Origin of the sequence: Parasphingomonas puruogangriensis (assembly GCF_036663635.1) — a bacterium.
GTDB lineage: Bacteria > Pseudomonadota > Alphaproteobacteria > Sphingomonadales > Sphingomonadaceae > Sphingomonas.
Genome location: NZ_JAXOJI010000006.1, coordinates 147,980 through 172,055, shown reverse-complemented (window position 1 = coordinate 172,055; position 24,076 = coordinate 147,980). Strand labels below are relative to the sequence as shown.

The window sequence follows — 24,076 nt, the reverse complement described above, 5'->3', positions numbered from 1 at the left end:
GTTGCGGATCATCACCAGATCCAACACCGAAAATACCGGCCAAAGATTAATAAACTCGATTCGGGTCTGTTCTGCGCAGGATGATGTACAGCGCCCCCGCGCCGCCATGCCGTGGATGCGCACCGCGCACCGCGGCGATATGCGAGGCATGCCGCGACCCCGCCAGCCAATCCCCCACCGCGGCCCGAATCGCGCCGCGCGCATGTGGCCGTTCGCTCTCCGCGCGCGGCGGCTTGCCGGTCACCAGCAGCACCACACGGTCGCCCATGCGGATCGATTGCTCGAGCGCGCCATCGAGCGTGGCGTAAGCGGTGGAGAGATTGTGCCCGTGCAGATCGATCGAGCAATCCGGCGAAACGAGACCGCGGGACAGCTTCTTATCCCACGAACCGTCTAGCGTGTTGCTTTTGCTCCCCTCCCTGGAAGTGAGAGGTTGGGGGTGGGTGCGCGCGCCAGCGCGCGCTTTGGTCACGACGCTGCCGACCCCAAGGTCCAACAGCTTTTGGAACATCGCGCTGGCGCCCGACTCGGTCCCCGCCCCCTTGGCGGGGAGAGCCGCCGATGCAGCAGCAGCAGCCTTGCTCGGTTTGTGCGGCGCGACCTTCGTCGCCACCTTCGCCGCGGCGACCTTGGCGGCCGGCTTCGGCGCCACCCGCATTGGTCGCACCGTCTCCAGCACGCGCGCCCAAAGCGCCGCCTCGCCCGACGATAACGGCCGATCCGCCACTTATGGCGCCGGAATGCCTCGCGCGCCCGTCAGCCGCGCGACCGTGCCGATCGGCAGCAGCAGGAAGGCAGTGCCGCGCGCGCTCATCCCGCCGGCCGTGGCACGCGCGTCATCGCCCGCACCCCAGAAGGTATCGAAGCGGTTGCTGCCCTTGATCGCGCCGCCGGTATCCTGCGCCACCCACAAGCCGTTGGCGTCGGTACGATCCATCGACAGGAACACCGGCGCGCCCAGCGGCACGAACTTGACGTCCGCCGCCACGCTCACCGCCGGCGTCACCGGCAGGCCCAAGGCCCCCAGCGGCGAGCCCTGTTGTTCGCGAAAGAACACATAGCTCTTATTCTCGCGCATGATGTCGCGACCCTCGCTGGGGTGGTCGTGCAGCCATTGCACGATGCCCTGCATCGATGTTTGCCCCGGGCCGAGCAGCCCGCGCGTCTTCATCAGCGCGCCGATCCCGGTGTACGAACGGCCGTTCTGCGTATCATAGCCGACACGCATCACCGTGCCGTCGGGCAGCCGCAACTGGCCCGAGCCCTGCACTTGCAGGAAAAACAATTCCACCGGGTCCGCCGCCCAGGCGATAATCGGCGCGCGCCCGTCGAGCGCGCCCTGCTCGATCGCGGTGCGGTCGAAATAGGGGATGAAGGCATTCTTCTCGACCCGCCCGCGGATCTTCTTGCCTTTCAGATCGTCCGAAAACAGCCCGAGATCGCCCTCGACCAGATCGCTCGGCCGGCCGTAGATTGGCACATAGCCGTCGCGCCGCTCGCGCGCGCCATGGATTTGCGGCTCGTAATAGCCCGTGGCAAAGGCCCGGCCATCCCCGACCTGCGCGGTTTCGAACCATTGCGCGAGGAAGGACCGGGCATCGCCGGCCGATTGGGCCGCAGTGCAGGCCGGCTGCCAATCGCTGCCGCGAGTCAGCCCCGACGTATCGGCACGGCGGATCAGCGAATTGCACGAAATGCGAAACGCCGCGAGCGCGCTGCGCGCCTGCGCATCGCTGATCGGCAGTGACGCGAGCGGCGGTCCGGCGACGACGCCTGCGGCGGCGGCAGTGGTCGCCCCCACTACCGGCACGATCGCGATCGGCGGCAGCGGGGTGGACGCGACGGGTTGGCGCACCGGCACGTTGTTTTGCCGCGGCGGCTGATAGTCCTGCCGCCCGGCGGCCCGCACCGGCGCCGGCGCGCGCGAGACACCGTTCGGCGGCACGATCCCGCCGCTGCACGCGCTCAGCATCAGGCCGAGCGCGACGCCGGCAACGCCACGTCCCCCAAACGCGACCATCACGCTTCGTCGGTGTCGGCGAGCTTCCAGTTCGGATCTTTGCTCTTCAGCGTCCGCTCGAACGTCCATACGTCGTGCGTCTCGACCGCATCGCTCATCGATCCAGCAATCACATTGCCATCCGCATCGCGGGTGATCGCAGCGATGTCAGCATCGAAGCGGAGCGTGATGCGTGCGGCACCATCGGTAACGCCGGCATCGGTAATCACTGCGCGCTCGATCGATACCAGGCGGTTGTCGAGCACATGCCCGGTCTCGGCCCGCGCCGCGATCGCTTCGCCAAACGCCGCTTTGACGTCGGGCTCGACCAGCCATTCGAGCGACTCTTCGTCGCCCTTCCAATAGGCTTCCAGGATCATGCGATACGCGCCTTTGGCGCCCTCGACGAATTGGCCGATATCGAAATTGGGCTCGGCCGCGACGATCTGCCGCAAACCGGCTTCGGCCTTGTTGTCGATGTTGCGGCTGGCGGTCTCGCGCGGTTCGGCGCCGCCTTCGATCGGGCGCGGCAGCACGGTGATCGGTGCACGCTCCTCGGCGGCTTTGGGCAGCGCCTGCTCATGGCCGGTGCGCTTGCCCAATACCATATAGAGACGCAACGCCACGAACCCGGCGACCATCGCAAGCAATACAACGTAAAACACTTTGGTCTCCAGCGCGGGGATGCGAACGCGCAATATAGACGTAACACGTGGTGGTTTCAAATGATCCCCCCAAACCGCGCCCCCGTTGAACATGATAGCGCCGCCTGCTAGGCGCGCGCTGTATCGGGCCGGGCGACGGCGCCCTCTTTTATAGGACAGTTTCGATGAGCGATCAGGACCGCGGCATGACCACCGAGCCGTACAGCAATGGCGAAGACACGACGCCCGCCGTCGGGCTGCTGTCGCAATATGTGAAGGATCTGTCGTTCGAGAATCCGAACGCACCGGCGATCTACCAGAACCAGACCGCGCCGCAGATCGACGTCCAGTTCAACATCGGCTCGGGCCAGGTTGGCGAGGACGTCTATGAAGTCGTGCTCAAGATCGAAGTACGCGCCGAGGCCGAGGGCCAGGTCGCGTTCATCGTCGACCTCTCCTTCGCCGGCCTGTTCGGCCTGCGCAACATTCCGGCCGAGCATCTCCAGCCGTTCCTGCTCGGCGAAGCGCCGCGCCTGATCTTCCCGTTCGCCCGCCGCGTGCTGGCCGACGCGGTGCGCGACGGCGGCTTCCCGCCGCTGCTGCTCGAGCCGATCGATTTTGCCGCATTGTATCAGCAGCAGGCCGATGCCGAAGGCCAGCCCGCCGTCACCACCGGCGAAGTCGGCACCGCCTGATCTGCCCCCACGTCATCCCGAACTAGTTTCGGGATCCAGGCGCGGTCGCCCGCCTCACTGACACGATCATTGGGGCAGCCGACAGCGCCTGGATCCTGAAACAAGTTCAGGATGACGAAGCATATAGGACGAAGCGGCCATGAACCTGACACGCGCGCTGGGGTCCGTCGGGGGGCTCACCCTCGCCAGCCGCGTGCTCGGACTGGTACGCGACTCGCTGTTCGCGCGCTTCATCGGCGCAAGCTTCGCCTCCGACGCCTTCCTTGTCGCCTTCCGCCTGCCCAATTTGTTCCGCGCGCTGTTCGCCGAGGGTGCCTTCTCCGCCGCGTTCATCCCGATGTTCAATCGCAAGATGGGCGAGAAGGACGGCGGCTTGCCGAATGCGATCACCTTCGCCGAAGACGCGCTGTCGGTGTTGCTGCCGATCCTGATCGTGATGACCATCGTGATGGAGCTCGCCGCCTGGCCGGTGACCTATCTGCTGTCGGGCGGGTTCAAGAACCCCGGCCCCGGCGAATTCGCCTTCGCCGTCGAACTGTCGCGCATCACCTTCCCCTATCTGCTGCTGATCAGTCTCGTGTCGTTGCTCGGCGGCATCCTCAACTCGTTGCAGAAATTCTGGGTCAACGCCGCCGCCCCGATCCTGCTCAACGCGACGCTGATCGCGGCCTTGCTGCTGTTCCACACCGATCCGCTCGGCACCGCACGTAATCAGGCGATCGCCGTGACCGTATCGGGGGCGCTGCAATTGCTGTGGCTGGTGCTCGCCTGCCGCGCCTCGGGCGTGAAGCTGCGCCTGCGCCTGCCGCGGCTCAACCCAGACGTGAAGAAGCTACTGGCGCTGATCTGGCCCGCCGCGGCCGGCGCCGGTGCCGTCCAGATCAACCTCGTCATCTCCACCGCGCTTGCCGCCAGCCTGCTCCCCGAAGGCTCGGTGTCGTACATCTATTATGCCGATCGCCTGAATCAGCTGCCGCTCGGGCTGATCGGCATCGGGCTCGGCACCGTCCTGCTCCCGACCATCTCGCGCCAGCTCGGCCTGGGCCATGAAGCGGATGCGATGGAAACGCAGAATCGCGGGACCGAACTCGCCTTGTTCTTCACGCTGCCGGCGACCGTCGCGCTGATCGTGTGCGGCGCGCCGATCGTCGCCGCCTTGTTCCAGCACGGCGCGTTTACCGCCGCCGATACCTATGCCACGGCCGGTGCATTGGCCGCCTTCTCGGTCGGCCTGCCCGCCTATATCCTCGTGAAAGTGCTCACGCCGGGCTATTATGCGCGCTCGGACACCAAGACGCCGGTGCGCTACGCCACGATTTCGATCGCGATCAATCTGGCGCTCAACCTGGCCTTCATCGTGCCGCTGCGCCATCTCGGGCCGCCCTTGGCCACTGCATTGGCGAGTTGCGTCAACGTGTTCCTGTTGTACCGAACACTGCGCCAGCGCGGTCATTTCGTGCCGGATCCGCGCCTGCGTCGGCGCGCGCTGCGGCTGCTCGGCGCGGCGTTGCTGATGGGCGTCGCGATGTATCTGCTCAACCATCTGTTCACGCCGTACACGACGGGGCCAAGCCTGACGCGTTGGATGGCGATGTTCGTACTGGTCGGCACCGGCGGGCTGGTCTACGCGGTCGCCTGTTTCCTGCTCCGTGCCTACACCGCCGCCGACCTGCGGATGATGTTCCGGCGCACCCCGGTTTGAGAGTATCTGACATGCGCGTCGTTTCCGGCATCAAGCCCACCGGCAATCTTCATCTCGGCAATTATCTCGGCGCGGTGAAGCAATGGGTGTCGATGCAGGACGATATCCAGGCGCAGGGCGGCGAAACCTTGTATTTCATCGCCGATCTTCACGGCCTCACCGAATGGATCGCGCCGGCCGAACTCGCATCGAACACGATCGAGATGACCGCGACGCTGATCGCCGCCGGGATCGATCCCGACCGCTCGATCCTGTTCAACCAGACGCGCGTGCCGCAGCATAGCGAGCTTGCCTGGCTGCTCAACAATGTCGCGCGCGTCGGCTGGCTCAACCGCATGACGCAGTTCAAGGACAAGGCCGGCAAGAACCGCGAAGGCGCCAGCGTCGGCCTGTACGACTATCCCGTGCTGATGGCGGCAGACGTCCTGCTCTACAACGCCACGCACGTGCCGGTGGGCGAGGACCAGAAGCAGCATCTCGAACTGGCGCGCGATATCGCCGCCAAGTTCAATCTCGATTACCAGACCGAATTGTTCACCCAACCCGAACCGATGGTCAGCAAGGCTGCGCCGCGCATCATGTCGCTGCGTGACGCCGGCACCAAGATGTCCAAATCCAACCCGTCGGAGCAGGCCCGCGTCAACCTCATCGATGATGACGAGACGATCGCCGCCAAGTTCCGCAAAGCCAAAAGCGATGCGGATGCGCTGCCCGACAACGTCGCCGCCCTGGCCGATCGCCCCGAAGCCAAGAACCTCGTAACGATCTATGCCGCGCTCGCTGATCGTACGCCCGATCAAGTGATCAAGGACTATGCCGGCCAAGGCTTCGGCGCCTTCAAGCCCGCGCTCGCCGACCTAGCGGTGGCGACGCTCGGGCCAATCCGTGATCGCATGTTGCAATTGCTCGACGACCGCAGCGAAGTGAGCCGCCTGCTCGACCGCGGCGCGGAAAAGGCCCGCGACCTTGCCGCGCCGACATTGCTGGCAGCACAGCGCGCGATGGGGCTGCAGGTCTAGCTTAGCCGGAACGGGTTACGGATTGTCAGCCGACCGTCGACCACCAACCCGTCATGCATGTCCTCGGACCACAGCGTGTCGCAATCGGCCAGCAGCGCCGCTGCCACGATCGCCGCGTCATAGAATGACAGATTGAAGCGCATCGAAAGCGCAACGGCGCGATTGTGCACGGCGACGTCGACCGGAACCACGTTGAGAAGCAGTTTGAGCCGCTTGAGATAGGCGACGATGATCGGCCATTCCAGGCGAAGCTTGCGACGTGAAACGCTGACGATCTCGTTGAGCACCTGCACGCTGATCGTGCCGCCCTCGGCAATCAGGAAGCGGCCGCGCTCTGCCTTCGACGGATCATCCGCGATGATATAGATCAAAATATTACTGTCGAAGGCGTTACCGGCCATTGGCCTCGTCACGATCGAACTTGAAGTCCGCTGAGATCAGTCCCTCGAACTGCCGCAAATCCTCCAGCGCTTGCTCGCGCGTCAGCGAGCGGGATATCTCGACCGTGCGAGCACCGACCGCATCCATGTCCACTTCGTCACCGATCTTCAGCTTGAGCTTGTCGACAACGTCCTTGGGCAATCGGATCGCCAGACTATTGCCCCATTGAGCCACACGCATGATCGACTCCTACACGATATCCATTTTGTGAAATGTATATCGTGTAGGGCACTCGTACAATATCAGCCTTCCAGCTCCCGCAGCAAGATCCGCACCGCGCCATCGATCTCGCGGTCCGTATCGCGCAGCGCCTCGATCCGCCGCACGGCATGGATCACGGTCGAATGATCGCGCCCGCCGAACTTGCGCCCGATCTCCGGCAGCGAGCGCGTCGTCAGGCGCTTGGCCAGATACATCGCGATTTGCCGCGGCCGCGCCACCACCACCGCCCGCCTGGCCGACACCAGATCCACCGGCTTGAGCTCGAAATGGGCCGATACCGCCTTCTGGATCTCGTCGATCGTCACGCGCCGTTCTGCGCCGCGCAGCACATCACCCAGCGTCGCCACGGCGAAGTCGAGATCCACGCTGTCGCCGGTCAGTTGCGCATAGGCGACGATCCGCCCCAGCGCGCCCTCGAGATCGCGGATGCTCTGCGTGATCCGCCCGGCGAGCAGGTCGAGCACCTCGGCGGGTACGGTGGCCCCCGGCATATCGACCAATTTACGCTGCAGGATCGCCTGGCGCAGCGGCAGGTCCGGCGCCTTGATGTCGGCCACCAGCCCGACCGACAGGCGCGAGGTAATGCGTGCCTCCACCCCATCCAGGCTCTGCGGGCAGCGATCGGCGCACACCACCAGCCGCTGATTGGCCGCCATCACTTCGTTGATCGTGTGGAAGAATTCTTCCTGCGTGGCATCCTTGCCGGCGATGAACTGCAGATCGTCGATCATCAGCAGGTCGGCCGAGCGCAGCCGCATCTTGAACGCATGCGTATCCTTGGCGCGCATCGCCGAGACGAACTCGAACATGAAGCGCTCGGCCGACATCAGGATCACGCGCGCTTCCGGCACGGCGGCGAGATAGGCGTGGCCGACGGCGTGCATCAGATGCGTCTTGCCCTGCCCGGTGCCGCTATGCAGGAACAGCGGGCTGAAGCGTGGCGCGCCGGGCTCGGCCAGCGCCTTGGCGGCGTTGAACGCGACCTTGTTGGAGGCATCGACGACGAAGCGATCGAAGGTGAAGCGCGCGTCGAGCGGCGGCCGTTCGGACGCCACGACCGGTTTCTCCGCCACCGGCGCGGCGGACGTCGCCACGCTCAACACGGTCGGCGCGGGCGCTGCGGCAGGCGCCGTGGCGGTGCGCGTCTCGATCGACACGCCACGGACCTCGGGCAGGATTGCGCGGAATTCCGCCGTCAGGCGGTCCGCATAATGGTTGCGCACCCAATTGGTCATGAACGCCGATGGCAGGGCCAGGCGAATCGTGTCGCCCGCGCCTTCACCACCGTCGTCGATCAGCTCCATGGGCTTCAGCCATTGATCGAACAGGCGAGCGCCGGCGGATTCGCGCAGGTGACCGCGGACGGTCCCCCATGCGCGCGCCGCGTCACCCTGTCGATCGGCCCCAAATCCCACGATACACGCACCCTCTATACCACGGCGCGATCTGCCCCCGCGCTGCTCAATTCACGATCGCAAAACCTCCCCGCAGGCGGAATCACATCCGCCCGGCGACGAAGCCGTTACGATAGAATGCGGGGCAGAAACGCCGCCGCCGAGGTCCAATTAAGAAGATTGCGGCGAGTCTATCAAGACCGGAACCGGTCACAATTTCGAAATAATCGCCTTGACTCGGATTAGGCCAAGGTTTCGCGTCGTATTTCTAACAAGCTTTTGTAATTACAGCGTTTTCCCGCGGCTTGGCGATTGTAGTAGATGCGAATCGCAGGGTTTCTGCGACTGTTCTGCACTCGTTCCATTTCGGTTTGATTTGCATCATAGCAGCCCGATTTTGCAGCATTTTATCGCTGCAGGGCACGACAAAAAGCCCGCCGGGACGAGTCCCGACGGGCAATATTTGCGTAATATTACTGACTTTTAACCGAGCGCGGCGACCGCCTTGGTCAGGCGCGAGAACTTCCGCGATGCGGTGTTCTTGTGATAAACGCCCTTGGCCACGCCACGCATCAGCTCCGGCTGGACCTGGACCAATGCGGCGCTCGCCGCATCCTTGTCGCCCGCGATCAGCGCATTTTCGCACTTCTTGACGAAGGTACGGATGCGGCCGACTCGGTTGCCGTTCACAATGGTGCGTGCCGCGTTACGACGGATACGCTTTTTCGCCTGTGGCGTGTTCGCCATGAAGCCCTCATCTGGTAAATAGAAAGGGGCGCGAACGGTTAAGCCCGCAGCCCCGGAAAGCGCGCTCCTTAACTGCGCTCAGGCCGGCGGTCAACACTCAACGCTGGCATTTCGGGCACCAGAAGGTCGATCGCCCACCTTCGCTATAGCGTTTGACCAGCCCGCCACAGCCGCACGGCTCGCCTTCGCGGCCGTAAACCGCGAATTGCTTGGAGAAATAGCCCAGTTCGCCGTCCGGCTTGGCATAATCGCGCAAGGTCGATCCGCCGGCCTCGATCGCGGCCAGCAACACGTCGCGGATCGCCACCACCAAGCGTTCGAGTCGCGCCGGCGAAACGCGACCTGCCGCCGTCTTGGGCGAGATGCGCGACAGATACAGCGCTTCACACACATAGATGTTGCCCAGGCCCGCGACGATGCGCTGGTCGAGCAGCATCAGCTTGATCGACGCCTTTCGCCCCGCCAGCGCGTCGCGCAGATGGGCGGCGGTCAGATCGGGCCCGAGCGGCTCGGGCCCGATGGCCTTGAACGGCGGATAGTGATCGATCTCCGCGGTCGGCCACAGATCGACCGAGCCGAATCGCCGCGCATCGTTGAGCGCCAGGTGCCGCCCGTTATCGGTGGTGATGAGCAGGTGATCGTGCGGCAGCATGTCCGCCGGATCGACTCGCCAGCGCCCGGTCATGCCGAGGTGGAATATCATCGTGTCGCCCCGATCGGTCTCGATCAGCCCGTATTTGGCGCGCCGCCCGAGCGCGGTGACGGTCGCCCCGGTCATGCGCTGGCGCAGATCCTCCGGAAACGGCCGCCGCAGATCGCCGCGCCGCGTCTCGACCGACGCCAAACGCTGGCCTTCGAGCACGGGCCTGAGCCCCCGCACCGTCGTCTCGACTTCTGGTAATTCCGGCATCCTGCGCTCCGTCATCCCCGCGAAGGCGGGGATCCCGCTTCTTCTTTCCGAACCAGTGTGCGAGGCACGAAGGCAGCGGGATCCCCGCTTTCGCGGGGATGACGAAGGAGAGTCAATCTGCATGGCTTTGCGGCAGCCATTCCCTCGGCTAGAGCCTCTGCATGACCGATCCCGCGCCAACCGTCTCCTTCGGCTATGAAGACATTCCCGCCGAGCAGAAAACCGCCCGTGTCGGCGGCGTCTTCACCAGCGTCGCCGCCAAATACGATCTGATGAACGATGCCATGTCGGGTGGCATGCACCGTTTGTGGAAGGACCGCTTCGTCCGCCGCGTCAAACCGCGCGAGGGCGAGCAGGTGCTCGACATGGCCGGCGGCACCGGCGACATCGCCTTCCGCCTGGCCGCCGCCGGCGCCGCGGTGACCGTCGCGGACATCAACCCGGCGATGCTCGACGTCGGCATGGAGCGCGCCGCCAAGCGCGGCATAGACGGTCTCGTCTGGACCGAGGCGAATGCGGAAGTGCTGCAATTCCCCGATCGCTTCTTCGATGCCTATACGATCGCGTTCGGCATCCGCAACGTCACCGATATTCCTAAGGCGTTGCGCGAAGCGCACCGCGTGCTGCGCCGCGGCGGTCGTTTCTATTGCCTGGAATTCTCGACCACCTTGTGGCCAGGCTTTGGCGACGTGTACGACGCCTATTCGCACAAGGTGGTGCCGAAACTCGGCCAATTGCTCGCCGGCGATCCCGATTCGTACCGCTATCTGATCGAATCGATCCGCCGCTTCCCCGATATGGAAACGTTCAAGGGCATGATCGCCGACGCCGGCTTCGTGCAGACCAACGTCGAGCCGATGCTCGGCGGGTTGGTCGCGATTCACAGCGGCTGGAAGATTTGATGGGCTCGCTTCTTCTTCCCCCCTCCCGCCTGCGGGAGGGGTCGGGGGAGGGCCTGTCCGGGCTGGACCGCCCGTTTGAACTACAGGCCCTCCCCCAGCCCCTCCCGCAAGCGGGAGGGGAGCTACAGTGACCCAAGCCACCACCCACCTTTGGCGCCTGCTCAAATGGGGCCGCATCCTTGCCCGGCACGGTGCGCTCAAGGGCATCGAGCGCGACCCCAATACGCCGGTCCCGGTGCGCCGCCTCGCCCGCATCGCGCGGATCGGCGCGCGCGTCCCCGCCGTCCCGCGCTACGCCGACGCGCTCCAGGCGATCGGCCCGGCTGCGATCAAATTGGGCCAGACGCTCGCCACCCGTCCCGACATCGTCGGCGATACGGCGGCGCTCGATCTCCTTCGCCTGCAGGACGCACTGCCCCCCGTCCCCTATGAGACGATCCACGCCGCGATGACCCGCGCGTTCGGCCGCGATCCCAGCGCGCTGTTCCAGTCGATCGATCCCGTGCCGGTCGGCGCCGCCTCGATCGCGCAGGTCCACCGTGCGGTCACTACCGACGGCCGCACGGTTGCGGTGAAGGTGCTGCGTCCCGGCGTGGAGGAAGATTTCGCTCGCGCCATCGACACCTATCAATGGGCCGCCGCGCAGGTCGAAGCGATGGGCGGCGAGCTCTCCCGCCTGCGCCCACGCCTGGTGATCGAGACGTTCAAGCGCTGGACCGCACGCGAGCTCGATCTGCGCCGCGAGGCCGCCTCCGCGTCCGAACTCGCCGAATCGATGACCGCCGAGCCCGATTTCATCGTGCCGGCGATCGATTGGCAACGCACCAGCGGTAAGGTGCTGACGCTGGAATGGGTCGACGGCATCAAGCTCAGCAACCGCGCCGCATTGGTCGAGGCAGGCTATGACGTCCGCCTGCTCGCCAACACGCTGGTTCACGCCTTCCTGCGCCAGGCCATCGCGGAGGGTTTCTTCCACGCCGACATGCACCAGGGCAATTTGTTCGCTTTGCCCGGCAACAAGATCGCCGCGATCGATTTCGGCATCATGGGGCGGATCGACCGGCGCGCCCGCGTGTGGCTGGCGGAGATCCTCTACGGCCTGATCACCGGCAATTATAAGCGCGTGGCGGAAATCCATTTCGAGGCGGGCTATGTCCCGCCGCACCACAATGTCGCCGAATTCGCCACCGCCCTGCGCGCGGTCGGCGAGCCGATGCGCGGTATGGCGGTGAAGGACATGTCGATCGGCATGATGCTCGACGGCCTGTTCAACATCACGCGCGATTTCGACATGCAGACCCAGCCGCATCTGCTGCTGCTGCAGAAGACCATGGTGATGGTCGAGGGCGTCGCCACCAGCCTCGATCCCGACATCAACCTGTGGGAATCCGCCGCCCCGTTCGTCAGCGAATGGATACGCACCGAGCTCGGCCCCGAGGCGTTCGTCGCGGACAAGATCATCACCGATCTGCGCACGCTCGCGCGCCTGCCCGATCTGATCCGCAACATCGAGGCGCGCTATCCCGCCCCCGGCGGCGCCCCGCCCAGCCCGCCCTTGCGCGAGATCGAGGTCGTGCGCATCGGCGGTGGCTGGCGCTATATCGCGGTTGCCTTGCTCAGCGCGGCAGTTAGCGCCGGCATGGTCTGGTGGCTGGTCGGGTGACCTGCCAGGCAACCACCACGTCACCCCGGACTTGTTCCGGGGTCCACCGCGCGGCAAACCAATCGGCATTTGCCTCGGCGGTACAGTGGACCCCGCAACCGGTCCGGGGCGACGGCGGTAGTAAGGGAGGGGAGAAGAACTGATGCCCCGCGCCCACGCCCCCCTCTGGCTCGCCGCCCCCAGCCGCTTCGCAGGACTGAAGCCGCTTACCGCACGCTGGACGCTGGCCCTCCTCGCCCTGCTCCTGGCCGCCGGCCTCACCGCGCTGGCCGCCCCCGGCCCGCCGCCGGCCAGCCGCGATCCCGCCGCGCGTACCGAAGAGATGGCGGATGTCGTGCTCTATGAATCGATCGTCTCGGGCGTGCGCGCCGGAGGCAATTATTATGCCGTCACCGCCGCGGCGCTGCGCACCGGTAATTACCCGTTGCGCCCGTTCATCACATTCCGTCTGCCGACGCTTGCCATGGTCGAAAGCATGCTCCCGCCCAAGCTGACCGTTGCCTTGCTATACCTGCTCGCCGCCGCGGTCTTGGTCGCCTGGTTCGTGCGTCTGCGCCCTGCTTTCTCGCGCCCGCCCGCGCGCGTCATCGCGGTGATCCTGCTGGCCGGCGGCATGGCCGCCTTCGTGCAGGACGAACTCGCCGGCTTCCACGAAGTCTGGGCCGGCCTGTTCATCGCGCTGTCGCTTGCGCTGCGCAAACCGGATCGCTGGGTGGAGGCCGCTGCGTTCGGCATGATGGCGATGCTGATCCGCGAAACCGCGTGCCTCTACGTGATCGTCATGGCGGCGCTGGCCCTGATCGAGGGCCATCGCCGCGAAGCCTGGGGCTGGGCCGCCACGCTCGCTGCCTTTGCATTGGTCATCATGTTCCACGCTTATGCCGTCTCGCAGGTGGTCCGTCCGCTCGATCCGACCTCGCCCGGCTGGTCGGGCCTGCTCGGCTTCGGCTTCTTCGTGAAGACGATCACGATCTCGACCGCGCTGGCCCTGGCCCCGGCATGGCTCGCTGCGCTGCTGGTCGGCCTGACGCTGTTCGGCTGGGCGGCGTGGAAGGATCCACTGGCCGTGCGCGCGCTCGCCACATTCTGCGCCTATGCCGCCTTGCTTAGCCTGTTCGCCCGCGCCGATACCTTTTACTGGGGCCTGATGATCGCCCCCGCGATCCTGATCGGCCTGGCCTTCGTGCCCGACGGCCTGCGCGACCTGGTCGTCGCCGCGCGCGACACGCGCAGGATCACCATCACGAGGCTGACCCGATGAAAATCCTGCTGATCGTCGGCGGCGGTATCGCGGCGTACAAGGCCTGCGAACTGATCCGCTTGTGCCGCAAGGCCGGTATCGCGGTGAAATGCGTGCTCACCGCCGGGGGCCAGCATTTCGTCACCCCGATGACGCTCGCCGCTTTGTCCGAAAACCAGGTTTACACCACCTTGTGGGACCTCAAGGACGAGGCCGAAATGGGCCATATCCAGCTCAGCCGCGAAGCCGATCTGGTCGTCATCGCCCCCGCCACCGCCGACCTGATGGCCAAGATGGCCGCCGGCATCGCCGACGATCTCGCCACCACATTGCTGCTTGCCACCGACAAGCCGGTGCTCGCCGCGCCGGCGATGAACGTGCGCATGTGGCAGCACCCCGCCACCCGCCGCAACGTCGCCACGCTGCGCGGCGACGGCGTGACCGTGCTCGAGCCGGACGAGGGCGCGATGGCATGCGGGGAATATGGGCCTGGACGGCTGCCTGAGCCAGCGGCGATCCTTGAGGCGATCCGGGAGTTGCTGGCTACACGACCAACATCGCCCTCACTCTTCCCACCGGCGGCGCCGGCGGGCCCCTTCCCTCTCCCATCGGGAGAGGGCGGGAGGAGCGAAGCGACGGAAGGGTGAGGGCGACACATGGCCAGCACCCTCGCTGAAAAGCACATTCTCGTCACCGCCGGCCCGACGCACGAGCCGATCGACCCGGTACGCTATCTCGCCAACCGCTCCTCCGGCCGCCAAGGCTTCGCGATCGCCGCCGCGCTGGCCAAGCTCGGCGCGCGGGTCACGCTGGTCGCCGGCCCGGTCACGCTCGACACGCCGCCCGGCGTCACTCGCGTCGACGTCGAGACGGCGCGTGACATGCAGGCCGCCGTCACCGCCGCCCTCCCCGTCGACGCCGCCGTGATGGTCGCCGCGGTCGCCGACTGGCGCGTCGAGGGCGCCGGGCAAAAGATCAAGAAAAGCGGCGCCCCGCCCGTGCTCCACCTGGTCGAGAACCCCGACATCCTCGCCGGTCTCGCCCGCAGCCTGCAGCGCCCCAAACTGCTGATCGGTTTCGCTGCGGAAACCGAGCGCGTGATCGAGCACGCCACCGCCAAACGCGCGCGCAAGAATGTCGACTGGATCGTCGCCAACGATGTGTCCGGCGACGTGATGGGCGGATTCGCCAACACCGTGCATATCGTCACCGACGGCGGCGTGGAGAGCTGGGAACGCCTGCCCAAAGAGGAGGTCGCCGAGCGGCTGGCGGCGCGGATCGCCGCGGCATTAGCATTAGCCTAACCTAATTCGTCGTCGCCGCGAAAGCGGGGATCCCGCTGCCTTGCCCCGCCCTGACCAGAAGGAGCGGGATCCGCGCATCCGCGAGGATGACGGTGGTGTTCCTCCAACGCACTTACGAACCGAAGCAAAAGGCCCGGCGCTTTCGCCCGGGCCTTCGGCACCCCTCCCTGGGATAACGACCCGCCCGTTTGACCATGGGCTGAGTCGCGCCGCGGCCAAGCCGCGTCGTCGGTCGGGGCCGTTGGCCCCGCCGGCCGGGCGTGCTGCGTCTCGGGGGCAGCTACACTGCCCCTGTGCGCATCACGCCGCGAACTGGTTCATCGTGTTGTGCGCGCCACCGGCCTTCAAGGCGGCTTCGCCCGCAAAATATTCCTTGTGATCGTCGCCGATATCCGAGCCCGACATGTTCTGATGCTTCACGCAGGCAATCCCCTCGCGGATTTCCTTGCGCTGCACGCCCTTCACATAGCCGAGCATGCCCTGCTCGCCGAAATACTCCTTGGCGAGATTGTCGGTCGACAGCGCCGCGGTGTGATAGGTCGGCAGCGTGATCAGGTGATGGAAGATGCCCGCGCGCGCCGCCGATTCGCGCTGGAAGGTGCGGATGCGCTCGTCTGCTTCGTCGGCCAATTCGGTCCCGTCATAATCGACCGACATCAGCCGCGCGCGCTCGAACGCGGACACATCGCGGCCACTTTCCGCCCAGGCATCATATACTTGCTGGCGGAAGTTGAGCGTCCAGTTGAACGACGGCGAGTTGTTGTACACCAGCTTGGCGTTCGGAACGACCTCGCGGATACGATCCACCATGCCGGCGATCTGCTCGATATGCGGCTTCTCGGTCTCGATCCACAACAGGTCGGCGCCGTTCTGCAGGCTGGCGATGCAATCCATCACGCAGCGATCCTCGCCGGTGCCGGCGCGGAACTGGAACAGGTTCGACGGCAGGCGTTTCGGCCGCAACAGCTTGCCATCGCGGTTGAGGATCACGTCGCCATTCTGCGCCGTGGCCGGATCGATCTCCTCGCAATCGAGATAGGAATTATACTGGTCGCCCAGATCGCCCGCGGTCTTGGAGACGGCAATCTGCTTGGTCAGCCCCGCGCCCAATGAATCCGTCCGCGTCACGATGATGCCATCCGCCACGCCGAGCTCGAGAAACGCGTAGCGGCACGCCCGCACCTTGGCGAGGAAGTCCTCGTGCGGCACGGTGACCTTGCCGTCCTGATGCCCGCATTGCTTTTCATCCGACACCTGGTTCTCGATCTGCAGCGCGCACGCCCCCGCTTCGATCATCTTCCGGGCGAGCAGGTAGGTCGCCTCGGCATTGCCGAAGCCGGCATCGATATCGGCGATGATCGGCACGACATGCGTCTGGTAATTCTCCACCGCGTTGAGCAGCCGTTGCTCCTCGATGCTGTTGCCCGCATCGCGCGCCGCATCGATCTCACGGAACATCATGCCCAGTTCGCGCGCATCGGCTTGGCGCAGGAAGGTATAGAGTTCCTCGATCAACGCCGGGACGCTGGTCTTTTCATGCATCGACTGATCGGGCAGCGGGCCGAAATCGCTGCGCAGCGCCGCGATCATCCAGCCGGAGAGGTACAGATAGCGCCGCTCGGTGGTGCCGAAATGCTTTTTGATGCTGATCATCTTCTGCTGGCCGATAAAGCCATGCCAGCAGCCCAGCGACTGCGTGTAGTTCGCCGGATCGGCGTCATAGGCCGCCATGTCCTTGCGCATGATCGCTGCCGTATAGCGCGCGATATCCAGCCCGGTCTGGAACCGGTTCTGCAACCGCATCCGCGCCACCGCCTCGGCATCGATCCCGTCCCAGGTGCCATCGTGGCGCCGGATCAGGTCGGTCGTTTCGGCGATGTGCGTCTGGTAGGTCATGATGTGTCCCGTCAGTTGGATGCCTTGCTGTAGGCATATTTACAACCGACTCCATCCGTCCAAGGGTTGGCAGAGCGTAATCATGTAGAAGCGTCCATGCCGCCACATGTCATTATGTAAATATATGACTCACAGTTGGGAATACGAGGTCCGGGCGCGCAGTCGGCCGATCGACCATGCCAATACGGGATGGTCAGCCGGAAAACCGACCACCGCGGCCACGTTGCAGACGTCGGCGCCCACCAGGCGACACGGCGAGGCCGGCGCGATCAACGCGACGATCCCGAACCGATCGAGACCGCCGGCAAATGGCGCGATCCAGCGTCCGCGTCTCTGCTGACAAGCGGCATTGCCAGACACATCGGCAACGCCGGCTCCCCCGATATCCTGCCCCTATCGTCCCCAAACACCCTTAATAGCCGCCGCAGCCGTCCACAAAACCAGTGAACGCAAATTTCATCATCAATCTAGTTACTTGGGATCAAGAACTAGCCGTTTTCGATCGCTTACCCCTTGCGTCCGCACCGCATTCGACGGCACCTTTCGCATGGGGAGCAACAATGACCAAAATAGTGATGGGACAAGACGAACACCGCACCACGCAGGGCGCGCACTGGCAGCGCCACGGCGGCACTGCAGCGACGCCGCAGGGCATGGCGCACGCGCCTCTTGCCGGCGCACCGATCGAGCTGCTGCATCGGCGCCGCTTCGTTGGCGCATCGCCGCCGCCGGCCACCGATGCCTGGCAGGCGGTGCCGGAATGGGCCACCTGGCTCATGCTCCTATTGGGCTTGTCGATCGTCGCCCTATTGCTCGGCGCGATCGTCTATCTGCTCGGCTAACTTCCCAGGCGCCGCCAAGGTGCTGCCTTAAGACAGCAGCCTTCGCCAGGCTGCTGCTTTAAAACAGCCCGGGCACTTCGCGCTGCGCGGTATTGGGCCGTGTCGATGAAAGCAGTGCGCCCGGCACCTCGCCCACCGCCGCCCGGCTCGCCGCACCGAGCGGCGCAGTAGAAATCGGCGTGCAGGCCCGCCCGGCGAGGAAATCCAGCGCCTGTCGCGTCGATGCCTCGGCCGGATCGCCCATCGGCCGGCTGAGATCGTCGCCCGCTTGGCACGACGCCTCCACCACGCTCGCGACGCCATTATAATAATCACCGCGCCGATCGGCATTCTGCAAAGACAATGCGATCACGCGCAGCCGATCGTCGCACCCGTCATTGTCGCGCGCGATCTGCCCGACCGGCTTGCCATAGGTGTTGGTGCCGATCAGCCCGGCATTGGCGCGCAGATACGGCACCATGCCGGCGATCACCAATTCACTCGCCGACGCGGTGCCGGACATGCCGATAAACGCGATCTTCGTCGGGCTCATCGATTGCGGCTGCGGCGCGAAATAGGCAGTCGTGTTGTTCGACGCTTTCTCGGGGCGGAACGTGACGTAATCGAACACCTCCGCGCTGGAGCGATTGCCGCCCAACAGATTGCCCATCAATTCGGCGATCGAGAGCAAACCGCCGCCATTATAGCGGAAGTCGACGACGATATTGGTGATGCCCTGGGCGCGGAAATTGGCGAACGCGCTGCGCAATTGCGGATCGGCCGTCGAGATGAAGGTGCGCAGATTCACATAGCCGACCTTCTTGCCATTATCGTCGATCACCCGCGCGCCGTTCGGACCGACCGGCTGCAGCTCGAAATCCGCCTTGGCGACCGTCACGGTGCGGTCACCGCCGACGCCGGTCACTTGAAACACACGCGTCGTGCCCGGCGTGTCGGGGCCGAGCGCATTGTTCAGCCCGGCGACGCCCTCGCTGGCCAGAATCGCGCTTACCGTGCGCAGGTTGGCGCTGGTCGTCCCGATCGCCACGATCTGCGTGCCACGGACCACCCCGACCGCCGCCGCCGGCGCATTCTCGAACGATTCGGCGACCAACAGACGGTCGGACGTATCCAGCGATAGGCGCACGCCAAACCCGGCGGTCGCGCCGGACGCATAATAGGCATTCTCTTCGGCGATCGAGGTCAGATAGGTGAAGTAGCGATCCTTGCGTTGCGCCCGCGCATTGGCGGTCAGCGCATCGAGATAATCGTCCACCGACGAATAGCTCGCCGGATTGAGCCCGGTCGGCAGCGTCTCTGGAAACAGATACCATTCCCGCATCTGTGCCGCGACCCAATCCTGCCGCGCGCGCAGCGAACAGCCGCCCGTCGTGGGGGTCGTCGTGGGGGTTGGCGTCGGCGTCGTGGTCGGCGTTGGCGTCGACCCGATGATGCTGGACGACGATCCGCCCCCACTGCCGCCGCCGCCACAAGCCGACAACATCGCTGCCAGGGCTACCAATGCGCCGAATTGCCGTTGCTTCGTCACACCATTACTCCGGCCAATTATCGAATAGTTCGAATAACTTTAGTGACTTGCCACGATCTGCGGCGCAAGTCACCGCGATTCAGTCGCCGCCGAAAGTAAAGGCGCTGATTCCGCGTTCCCGCTCGTTGATGGTGAGCGCCCGGCCGATCGGTGGCGCGGAGCGTTGCGGGCACGCGGTGCGCTGGCAGGCGCGACAGCCCAGGCCGATCGGCGTCGCTTCGCCCTTCAGATCGATGCCGCGCGCCGCCGCCAACGTGCCGGCATGGCTCGCCGCGACTCCGATGCCGACCACGAATTCGGCGCGTATCGCGCCATAGCGCCGCCCCTGTGGCGTCACCGTGCGAGCCAGCGTCAGCCAGCGCGACGCATCTTCGAGCTCCACCAGATGCACGTCCAGTGCCCCCGGCCGGTCGAACGCATGATGCAGACGCCACAAGGGGCACCGCCCTTCGGCCTCGGCCAGCGGCGCATTGCTCGCGCCGGAAAAGCGCTTCGACGCCTGCCCTGCCCGATCGATCCGCACCAGGAAGAAGGGCAGTCCGCGCGCGCCGACGCGCTGCAACGTCGTCAACCGATGCGCCACCTGCTCGAAACCGGCGCCGAAGCGCCGTTGCAGCAGTTCCAGATCGTAGCCCGTCGCCTCGCACGCGCGCAGGAACCGCGCATAAGGCATCATCACTGCCGCCGCGAAATAGCCCGCCAGATGCCGCCGAAACAGCTTCTCGGCCTGGCGGTCGGCAAACCCCGCGCCCTTGGCCAGCGCCTCGATCTCCCCGCGCGCCTCGATCTGCGCCAGCTGGAACGCCGCGGCAAAGGTGCGCGACGCCGGGTCGAGCATCTCGCTCAGTTGCAATTGCCGCGCGTGCAGATCGGTGCGCCGCAACAGATCCGGCATGACCTCGATCGGCAGCATGCGGATGGTCAGCTGATGCTTGACCCGCAGCCGCTCGGCGATCGCGCCGTACAGGTCGCCCGCGCCCAAGCGCAGCTCATCGGCCAGCGCTTCGGCGATCGCATCCAGATCGGCAAAGTGTCCGCGCCAGCGCTCGATCTCGCGGCGCACCTCGGCGATCGGATCGGCCGCGCCGGCGGTGGGGTCTCCGCTCGTTCCCAGCCGATCGAACGCCCGCGCGAACGCCTCCGCCCCGCCGGGCGCGCCGGCCAGCCATTCCTCGATCTCGTTGCGGTCGATCTCCAGGTCGGCGAAGATCGGATCGGCCAGCCGCCGCCGGATCGCCGCCTCGCCGCCGCCCGGCTCCCCAGCGGCCAGCGCGCGCGGATCGAAATCGAACGACTCCGCCAGCTTGACCAGCAATGATGCGGAGAGCGGCCGCTGATTCTTCTCGACCAAATTGAGATAGCTCGGCGATATCGTCAGCGTTTCGGCCATCGCCGCCTGGGTCAGCCCGGCCTGCCGCCGCAACCGCCGCACCGCGTGCCCAGCGAACAATTTCCGATCCGCCATCCGGCCCCACCTGTAAAATCTCTACGCCGTCCTCATGCCTCATTCTGTCACGTCTTTACAAGCGCACAGGCGCAAACCGCGGCTAGCGTACGTGTTCACCACCGCACGCGCCAAGCGGGGCTGGCCGCGCCCGACATTTCCGTGACTTAAGCGTCGGCACACGGCCAGCGGCATCTGTAAAGGCGCCGCCCGCCGACCGCATTTCCTGGGGAGGAAAGGATGCCCGCCGAGCGACCTGCTCGGCGGGCATTTCCTATTTCGGCTGGACGATGTGGCGACGAAACCAGTCTGCGAGCGCCGTTTCATCGAGTTCGCCCGACGCTAACGCCAACATCGTCCTGATCGCATCCGCCTTGTCGAATGCAATCGTCACGTCGTTCAGCCTTAGGAACAGACGCGCCATGACCCATGCCGTGCGCTTGTTGCCGTCGTTGAACGGATGGTTCCGCACGATCCCGAATGCATATGCCGCAGCCAAAGCGCATAAATCGTCTTCGTCATAGCCATGCTTGTTGAGGGGGCGGCCAAGCGCGGACTCGAGCAACCCGGCGTCCTCGATGCCCGCCAACCCGCCATGCTCTGCAAGCTGCCGATCGTGCACGGCATAGGCGATGTCGACACCGATGAAACGAGGATCAGCCATCGCGGATCATTTCGCGAGCACGGCGAGGATGTCGCGGTCCTCGCGCATGATCTCCTCGGCCTTAGTCATCGCATCGACGAAATCGGGATCGACCGGCGATAGGCTGATCCCACCCGCCGTCTCACGTACGTGCAATTCGTCGCCGAGCACGACGTGCATTTGGTCGAGCATATCCTTGGGCAGGATGACGCCCTGAGAATTGCCGATCTTGATGATCTTCAATGGCCGGCGGAGCTTGGTTGCGATGTTCATACTCAAGTTATAACAAACATATGGTGGCAGGACAAGCATGTGGACGTGCCCGGTGCAACGCGCATACAGCGCCTTCCTTCATCACCGGGATCATGAGCATGGCGGCCACGAAAGAAGGCGGTTCCAATATCGTCATCCTGGCCGCGCTGGCGGCCAATCTCGGCATTGCGTTGGCCAAGTTCATCGCTGCCGGCATTTCCGGCTCCTCCTCGATGCTCACCGAGGGGTTCCACTCGGTGGTCGACAGCCTCAACCAGCTGCTGCTGCTGTTCGGCCAGCATCGCGGCAAGCAGGCGCCGGACGAGGCGCACCCGTTCGGCTATGGCCGCGAGCTGTATTTCTGGGCGTTCGTCGTCGCCATCCTCATCTTCGCGGTCGGCGCGGGCGTGTCGGTCTATGAAGGCTATACGCACTATCTCGCCCCCGAGCCGCTGCGCGATCCGACGATCAACTACATCGTCCTGGCCGTCGCCTTCGCGCTGGAGGGTACGTCATGGGTCATCGCGATGCGCGAATTCGCCGCGTCGAAAGGCGCTGCCGGCTGGTGGCAAGCGGTCCACCGCTCGAAGGATCCCGCCGGCTTCATCGTGTTGTTCGAGGATTCGGCCGCGCTCGCCGGCCTGCTCATCGCCGGTATCGGCGTGTGGGCCAGCCATGCCTGGCAGGACGCGCGGCTCGACGGCATCGCCTCGATCGCCATCGGCGTCATCCTCGGTGGCGTGGCCATGCTGCTCGCGCGCGAGGCCAAGGGCCTGCTCATCGGCGAAGGCGCCGATCCGGCCATCGTCGCTACCGTCCGCGCGGTGGTCGAGGCCAGCCCGGCCGTCACCGGCGTCAACCATGTGCGCACGATCCATACCGCGCCGGACGCGATCTTCGTCGCGATCAGTGCCGATTTCCGCGACAGCCTCACGATGGGCGAGGCGGAAACGCTGATCGAGGGGATCGAGGACCAGTTGCGCGCCGCCGTGCCGCAGCTGTCGTCAATCTATATCCGCCCGGAAAAGCGCGAGAATGCGGCGGTATTCCAGCCCGCTCCAGCGGTGGCGGAGGACGCCGTGGTGCTTATTCCGCCGGCAGCATCTCGATAACGTCGAGCAGCGATTCGAAGCGCGGATAGGGCAAGATCACGCGCCAGCGCCGCTGGTCCACGCGCTGGATGATCCCCGCCATGTCGCGGCTGGTGTCGCGACCATAATCGAGCGCGGTCTTCTCGTCGCCCAGCATCATCGTGCCGAGGAAGATCGCGCGGCCGGAGCCGTCGGGAAAGGCGAGCCCGACGGGGCGTTGCGATCCGCTTTCTTTGAAGAAGCTCGACACATCCCCTTCGGCGACGACGCGACACGCGAAATACGGGTATACCGTAAAGTCCTGCGTCGCCGTGCCCCGCGCGCCGAGCTTGAACACGCGGCATTTATAGCGGCCGGGCGGCGGCATCGCGACATCCAGCGCGCGATCCGGCTCGAACAAGGCACCCTGTGCGACGATCGCCTTGGTGTTGCCGGAGGCGCGCGCCTTGGTCAGCGCCTCGACCCAGGCACGCCGCCACACGCGCAAGCGTTCGCGATCGCCATCGGTCGCGACACGACGCCAATCGGCCGTCGCCGACGAGGAGACGGTCGCCGGACGCTCGCTGCCGCCGCACGCCGCCAGCACCGCACAAGCGGCGAGGCCAAAGCCAATTCTGAAATGCATGCGCGACCGATTCTGTTATATGTCAGATATAGAACACGCTGCGCCCCACTTGCCAAGCGGCCCGGTTAAGGCGCCGAGTCAGGCGGCCGTCCAGCCGCCATCAATCGACAAGTTCGCGCCGGTAATCGATTTGGCCGCATCGCCGCACAGGAACAGCGCGAACGCCGCCACCTGCTCCGGCGTGACGAACTCCTTGGTCGGTTGCGCCGCCAGCAACACGTCGTTGATCACTTGCTCCCGCGTCAGGCCGCGCGCCTTCATCGTGTCGGGGATCTGCCCCTCGACCAGCGGCGTCCAGACATAACCGGGCGAAATGCAATTCGCCGTGATGCCGTGGGTCGCCGTCTCCAGCGCGATCGTCTTGGTCAACCCGACCAGGCCATGCTTGGCCATGACATAAGCCGATTTGTTCGGGCTCGCGACGAGCGAGTGGGCCGAGGCGGTGGAGATGATCCGCCCCCAGCCCGCCGCCCTCATGTGCGGCACTGCGGCCCGGATCAGATACCAGGCGGCGGTAAGGTTGATCTTGATGATCGCCTCGAACGTGTCGGTGGGAAAGTCCTCGATCGCGGCGACATGCTGGATCCCGGCATTGTTGACGATGATGTCCGGTCCGCCAATTTCGTCATGGCAGCGCTGCACCAACGCCGCGATCTGCTCCGGCTTGGTCATGTCGGCCGAGTCGTAGAGCGCCGTCGCCCCGCTCGTCGCCGCCAGCGCCGCCCGTTCCCGTTCGATCGCGTCCGCATCGCCGAACCCGTTGATCACCACGCTCGCGCCCTCGGCGGCGAATGCCTTGGCATAGGCCAGGCCGATGCCCGACGTGGACCCGGTAATGATCGCGCTCTTGCCCTTCAGGAACATCAGTTTCTC

The 24,076-nt window shown here is 65.4% G+C and carries 23 protein-coding genes and 1 pseudogene; 9 read left to right on the top strand and 15 right to left on the bottom strand.

Annotated features, from left to right (window positions below):
* Nucleotides 1-46 precede the first annotated feature (46 nt).
* Genes U1739_RS15235 through U1739_RS15225 form a run of 3 tightly spaced genes read right to left on the bottom strand, consistent with a single transcriptional unit; the run spans nt 47 to nt 2,664 of the window.
* Nucleotides 47-727: a Smr/MutS family protein gene (locus tag U1739_RS15235; protein ID WP_332709421.1), complete on the bottom strand. Its 681-nt coding sequence runs from the start codon at nt 725-727 to the stop codon at nt 47-49.
* Nucleotides 728-2,020 (bottom strand): murein transglycosylase A, encoded by a 1,293-nt coding sequence (mltA, locus tag U1739_RS15230; RefSeq protein ID WP_332709420.1) that lies wholly within the window; start codon nt 2,018-2,020, stop codon nt 728-730.
* Entirely contained in the window at nt 2,020-2,664 is a 645-nt protein-coding gene (locus tag U1739_RS15225) for a Tim44/TimA family putative adaptor protein (RefSeq protein ID WP_332709418.1), read from the bottom strand. Before U1739_RS15225 ends, mltA begins: the two co-directional genes overlap by 1 nt.
* 164 nt (nt 2,665-2,828) lie before the next feature.
* Here U1739_RS15225 and secB point away from each other — a divergent pair, with 164 nt between their 5' ends.
* The 3 genes from secB to trpS all read left to right on the top strand — a co-directional run bounded on the left by secB (nt 2,829) and on the right by trpS (nt 6,059).
* Nucleotides 2,829-3,338: a protein-export chaperone SecB gene (gene secB / locus U1739_RS15220; protein ID WP_332709416.1), complete on the top strand. Its 510-nt coding sequence runs from the start codon at nt 2,829-2,831 to the stop codon at nt 3,336-3,338.
* 139 nt (nt 3,339-3,477) lie between these two features.
* Nucleotides 3,478-5,040, top strand: a complete 1,563-nt coding sequence (gene murJ / locus U1739_RS15215) for a murein biosynthesis integral membrane protein MurJ (RefSeq protein ID WP_332709415.1) — start codon at nt 3,478-3,480, stop codon at nt 5,038-5,040.
* Nucleotides 5,041-5,051: 11 nt separating this feature from the next.
* A complete protein-coding gene (gene trpS, locus U1739_RS15210) occupies nt 5,052-6,059 on the top strand; it encodes a tryptophan--tRNA ligase (protein ID WP_332709414.1) in 1,008 nt (335 codons plus the stop codon).
* On the opposite strand, the gene U1739_RS15205 is transcribed toward trpS, so the two are convergent.
* The 5 genes from U1739_RS15205 to mutM all read right to left on the bottom strand — a co-directional run bounded on the left by U1739_RS15205 (nt 6,056) and on the right by mutM (nt 9,773).
* Entirely contained in the window at nt 6,056-6,460 is a 405-nt protein-coding gene (locus U1739_RS15205) for a PIN domain-containing protein (protein WP_332709413.1), read from the bottom strand. The two genes, trpS and U1739_RS15205, sit on opposite strands and share 4 nt — an antisense overlap.
* Nucleotides 6,450-6,680 (bottom strand): AbrB/MazE/SpoVT family DNA-binding domain-containing protein, encoded by a 231-nt coding sequence (locus U1739_RS15200; protein WP_332709412.1) that lies wholly within the window; start codon nt 6,678-6,680, stop codon nt 6,450-6,452. Before U1739_RS15200 ends, U1739_RS15205 begins: the two co-directional genes overlap by 11 nt.
* Before the next feature lie 62 nt (nt 6,681-6,742).
* Nucleotides 6,743-8,155: a chromosomal replication initiator protein DnaA gene (dnaA, locus tag U1739_RS15195; RefSeq protein ID WP_332709523.1), complete on the bottom strand. Its 1,413-nt coding sequence runs from the start codon at nt 8,153-8,155 to the stop codon at nt 6,743-6,745.
* 444 nt (nt 8,156-8,599) lie between these two features.
* Nucleotides 8,600-8,863, bottom strand: a complete 264-nt coding sequence (rpsT, locus tag U1739_RS15190) for a 30S ribosomal protein S20 (RefSeq protein WP_332709411.1) — start codon at nt 8,861-8,863, stop codon at nt 8,600-8,602.
* Between the two features lie 97 nt (nt 8,864-8,960).
* Complete coding sequence (gene mutM, locus U1739_RS15185) at nt 8,961-9,773, bottom strand: bifunctional DNA-formamidopyrimidine glycosylase/DNA-(apurinic or apyrimidinic site) lyase (RefSeq protein WP_332709410.1); 813 nt, start codon at nt 9,771-9,773, stop codon at nt 8,961-8,963.
* Nucleotides 9,774-9,934: 161 nt separating this feature from the next.
* Here mutM and U1739_RS15180 point away from each other — a divergent pair, with 161 nt between their 5' ends.
* The 4 genes and pseudogenes from U1739_RS15180 (at nt 9,935) to U1739_RS15165 (ending at nt 14,882) form a co-directional block, all read left to right on the top strand.
* Entirely contained in the window at nt 9,935-10,675 is a 741-nt protein-coding gene (locus tag U1739_RS15180) for a class I SAM-dependent methyltransferase (RefSeq protein ID WP_332709409.1), read from the top strand.
* Between the two features lie 127 nt (nt 10,676-10,802).
* Nucleotides 10,803-12,338, top strand: coding sequence for a 2-polyprenylphenol 6-hydroxylase (gene ubiB / locus U1739_RS15175; protein ID WP_332709408.1), 1,536 nt, complete (start codon nt 10,803-10,805; stop codon nt 12,336-12,338).
* Nucleotides 12,339-12,480: 142 nt separating this feature from the next.
* The gene (locus tag U1739_RS15170; RefSeq protein WP_332709407.1) at nt 12,481-13,599 is read left to right on the top strand and encodes a hypothetical protein; all 1,119 of its coding nucleotides are present in this window, start codon (nt 12,481-12,483) and stop codon (nt 13,597-13,599) included.
* Nucleotides 13,596-14,882: pseudogene (locus tag U1739_RS15165) on the top strand (bifunctional phosphopantothenoylcysteine decarboxylase/phosphopantothenate synthase). The gene U1739_RS15170 and the pseudogene U1739_RS15165 overlap by 4 nt, the downstream one beginning before the upstream one ends.
* Nucleotides 14,883-15,182: 300 nt before the next feature.
* Here U1739_RS15165 and U1739_RS15160 read toward each other — a convergent pair.
* A complete protein-coding gene (locus U1739_RS15160; RefSeq protein WP_332709406.1) occupies nt 15,183-16,778 on the bottom strand; it encodes an isocitrate lyase in 1,596 nt (531 codons plus the stop codon).
* Nucleotides 16,779-17,338: 560 nt separating this feature from the next.
* Here U1739_RS15160 and U1739_RS15155 point away from each other — a divergent pair.
* Nucleotides 17,339-17,620: a hypothetical protein gene (locus U1739_RS15155; RefSeq protein WP_332709405.1), complete on the top strand. Its 282-nt coding sequence runs from the start codon at nt 17,339-17,341 to the stop codon at nt 17,618-17,620.
* Nucleotides 17,621-17,678: 58 nt separating this feature from the next.
* On the opposite strand, the gene U1739_RS15150 is transcribed toward U1739_RS15155, so the two are convergent.
* The 4 genes from U1739_RS15150 to U1739_RS15135 all read right to left on the bottom strand — a co-directional run bounded on the left by U1739_RS15150 (nt 17,679) and on the right by U1739_RS15135 (nt 21,508).
* Complete coding sequence (locus U1739_RS15150) at nt 17,679-19,103, bottom strand: S41 family peptidase (protein ID WP_332709522.1); 1,425 nt, start codon at nt 19,101-19,103, stop codon at nt 17,679-17,681.
* A 124-nt stretch (nt 19,104-19,227) separates the two neighbouring features.
* The gene (locus tag U1739_RS15145) at nt 19,228-20,613 is read right to left on the bottom strand and encodes a helix-turn-helix domain-containing protein (protein ID WP_332709404.1); all 1,386 of its coding nucleotides are present in this window, start codon (nt 20,611-20,613) and stop codon (nt 19,228-19,230) included.
* Nucleotides 20,614-20,866: 253 nt separating this feature from the next.
* Nucleotides 20,867-21,256 (bottom strand): type II toxin-antitoxin system death-on-curing family toxin, encoded by a 390-nt coding sequence (locus U1739_RS15140; RefSeq protein WP_332709402.1) that lies wholly within the window; start codon nt 21,254-21,256, stop codon nt 20,867-20,869.
* Between the two features lie 6 nt (nt 21,257-21,262).
* The gene (locus U1739_RS15135; protein ID WP_332709401.1) at nt 21,263-21,508 is read right to left on the bottom strand and encodes an AbrB/MazE/SpoVT family DNA-binding domain-containing protein; all 246 of its coding nucleotides are present in this window, start codon (nt 21,506-21,508) and stop codon (nt 21,263-21,265) included.
* Between the two features lie 98 nt (nt 21,509-21,606).
* On the opposite strand from U1739_RS15135, the gene U1739_RS15130 reads away from it, so the two are divergent.
* Nucleotides 21,607-22,599 carry a cation diffusion facilitator family transporter gene (locus tag U1739_RS15130; protein WP_332709400.1) on the top strand — a complete coding sequence of 331 codons (993 nt, stop codon included), beginning with the start codon at nt 21,607-21,609 and terminating at the stop codon, nt 22,597-22,599.
* On the opposite strand, the gene U1739_RS15125 is transcribed toward U1739_RS15130, so the two are convergent.
* Both U1739_RS15125 and U1739_RS15120 read right to left on the bottom strand, forming a co-directional pair.
* Nucleotides 22,574-23,203 (bottom strand): DUF4893 domain-containing protein, encoded by a 630-nt coding sequence (locus U1739_RS15125; protein ID WP_332709399.1) that lies wholly within the window; start codon nt 23,201-23,203, stop codon nt 22,574-22,576. The two genes, U1739_RS15130 and U1739_RS15125, sit on opposite strands and share 26 nt — an antisense overlap.
* A gap of 78 nt (nt 23,204-23,281) precedes the next feature.
* The gene (locus U1739_RS15120; RefSeq protein ID WP_332709398.1) at nt 23,282-24,067 is read right to left on the bottom strand and encodes a 3-hydroxybutyrate dehydrogenase; all 786 of its coding nucleotides are present in this window, start codon (nt 24,065-24,067) and stop codon (nt 23,282-23,284) included.
* Nucleotides 24,068-24,076: the final 9 nt, after the last annotated feature.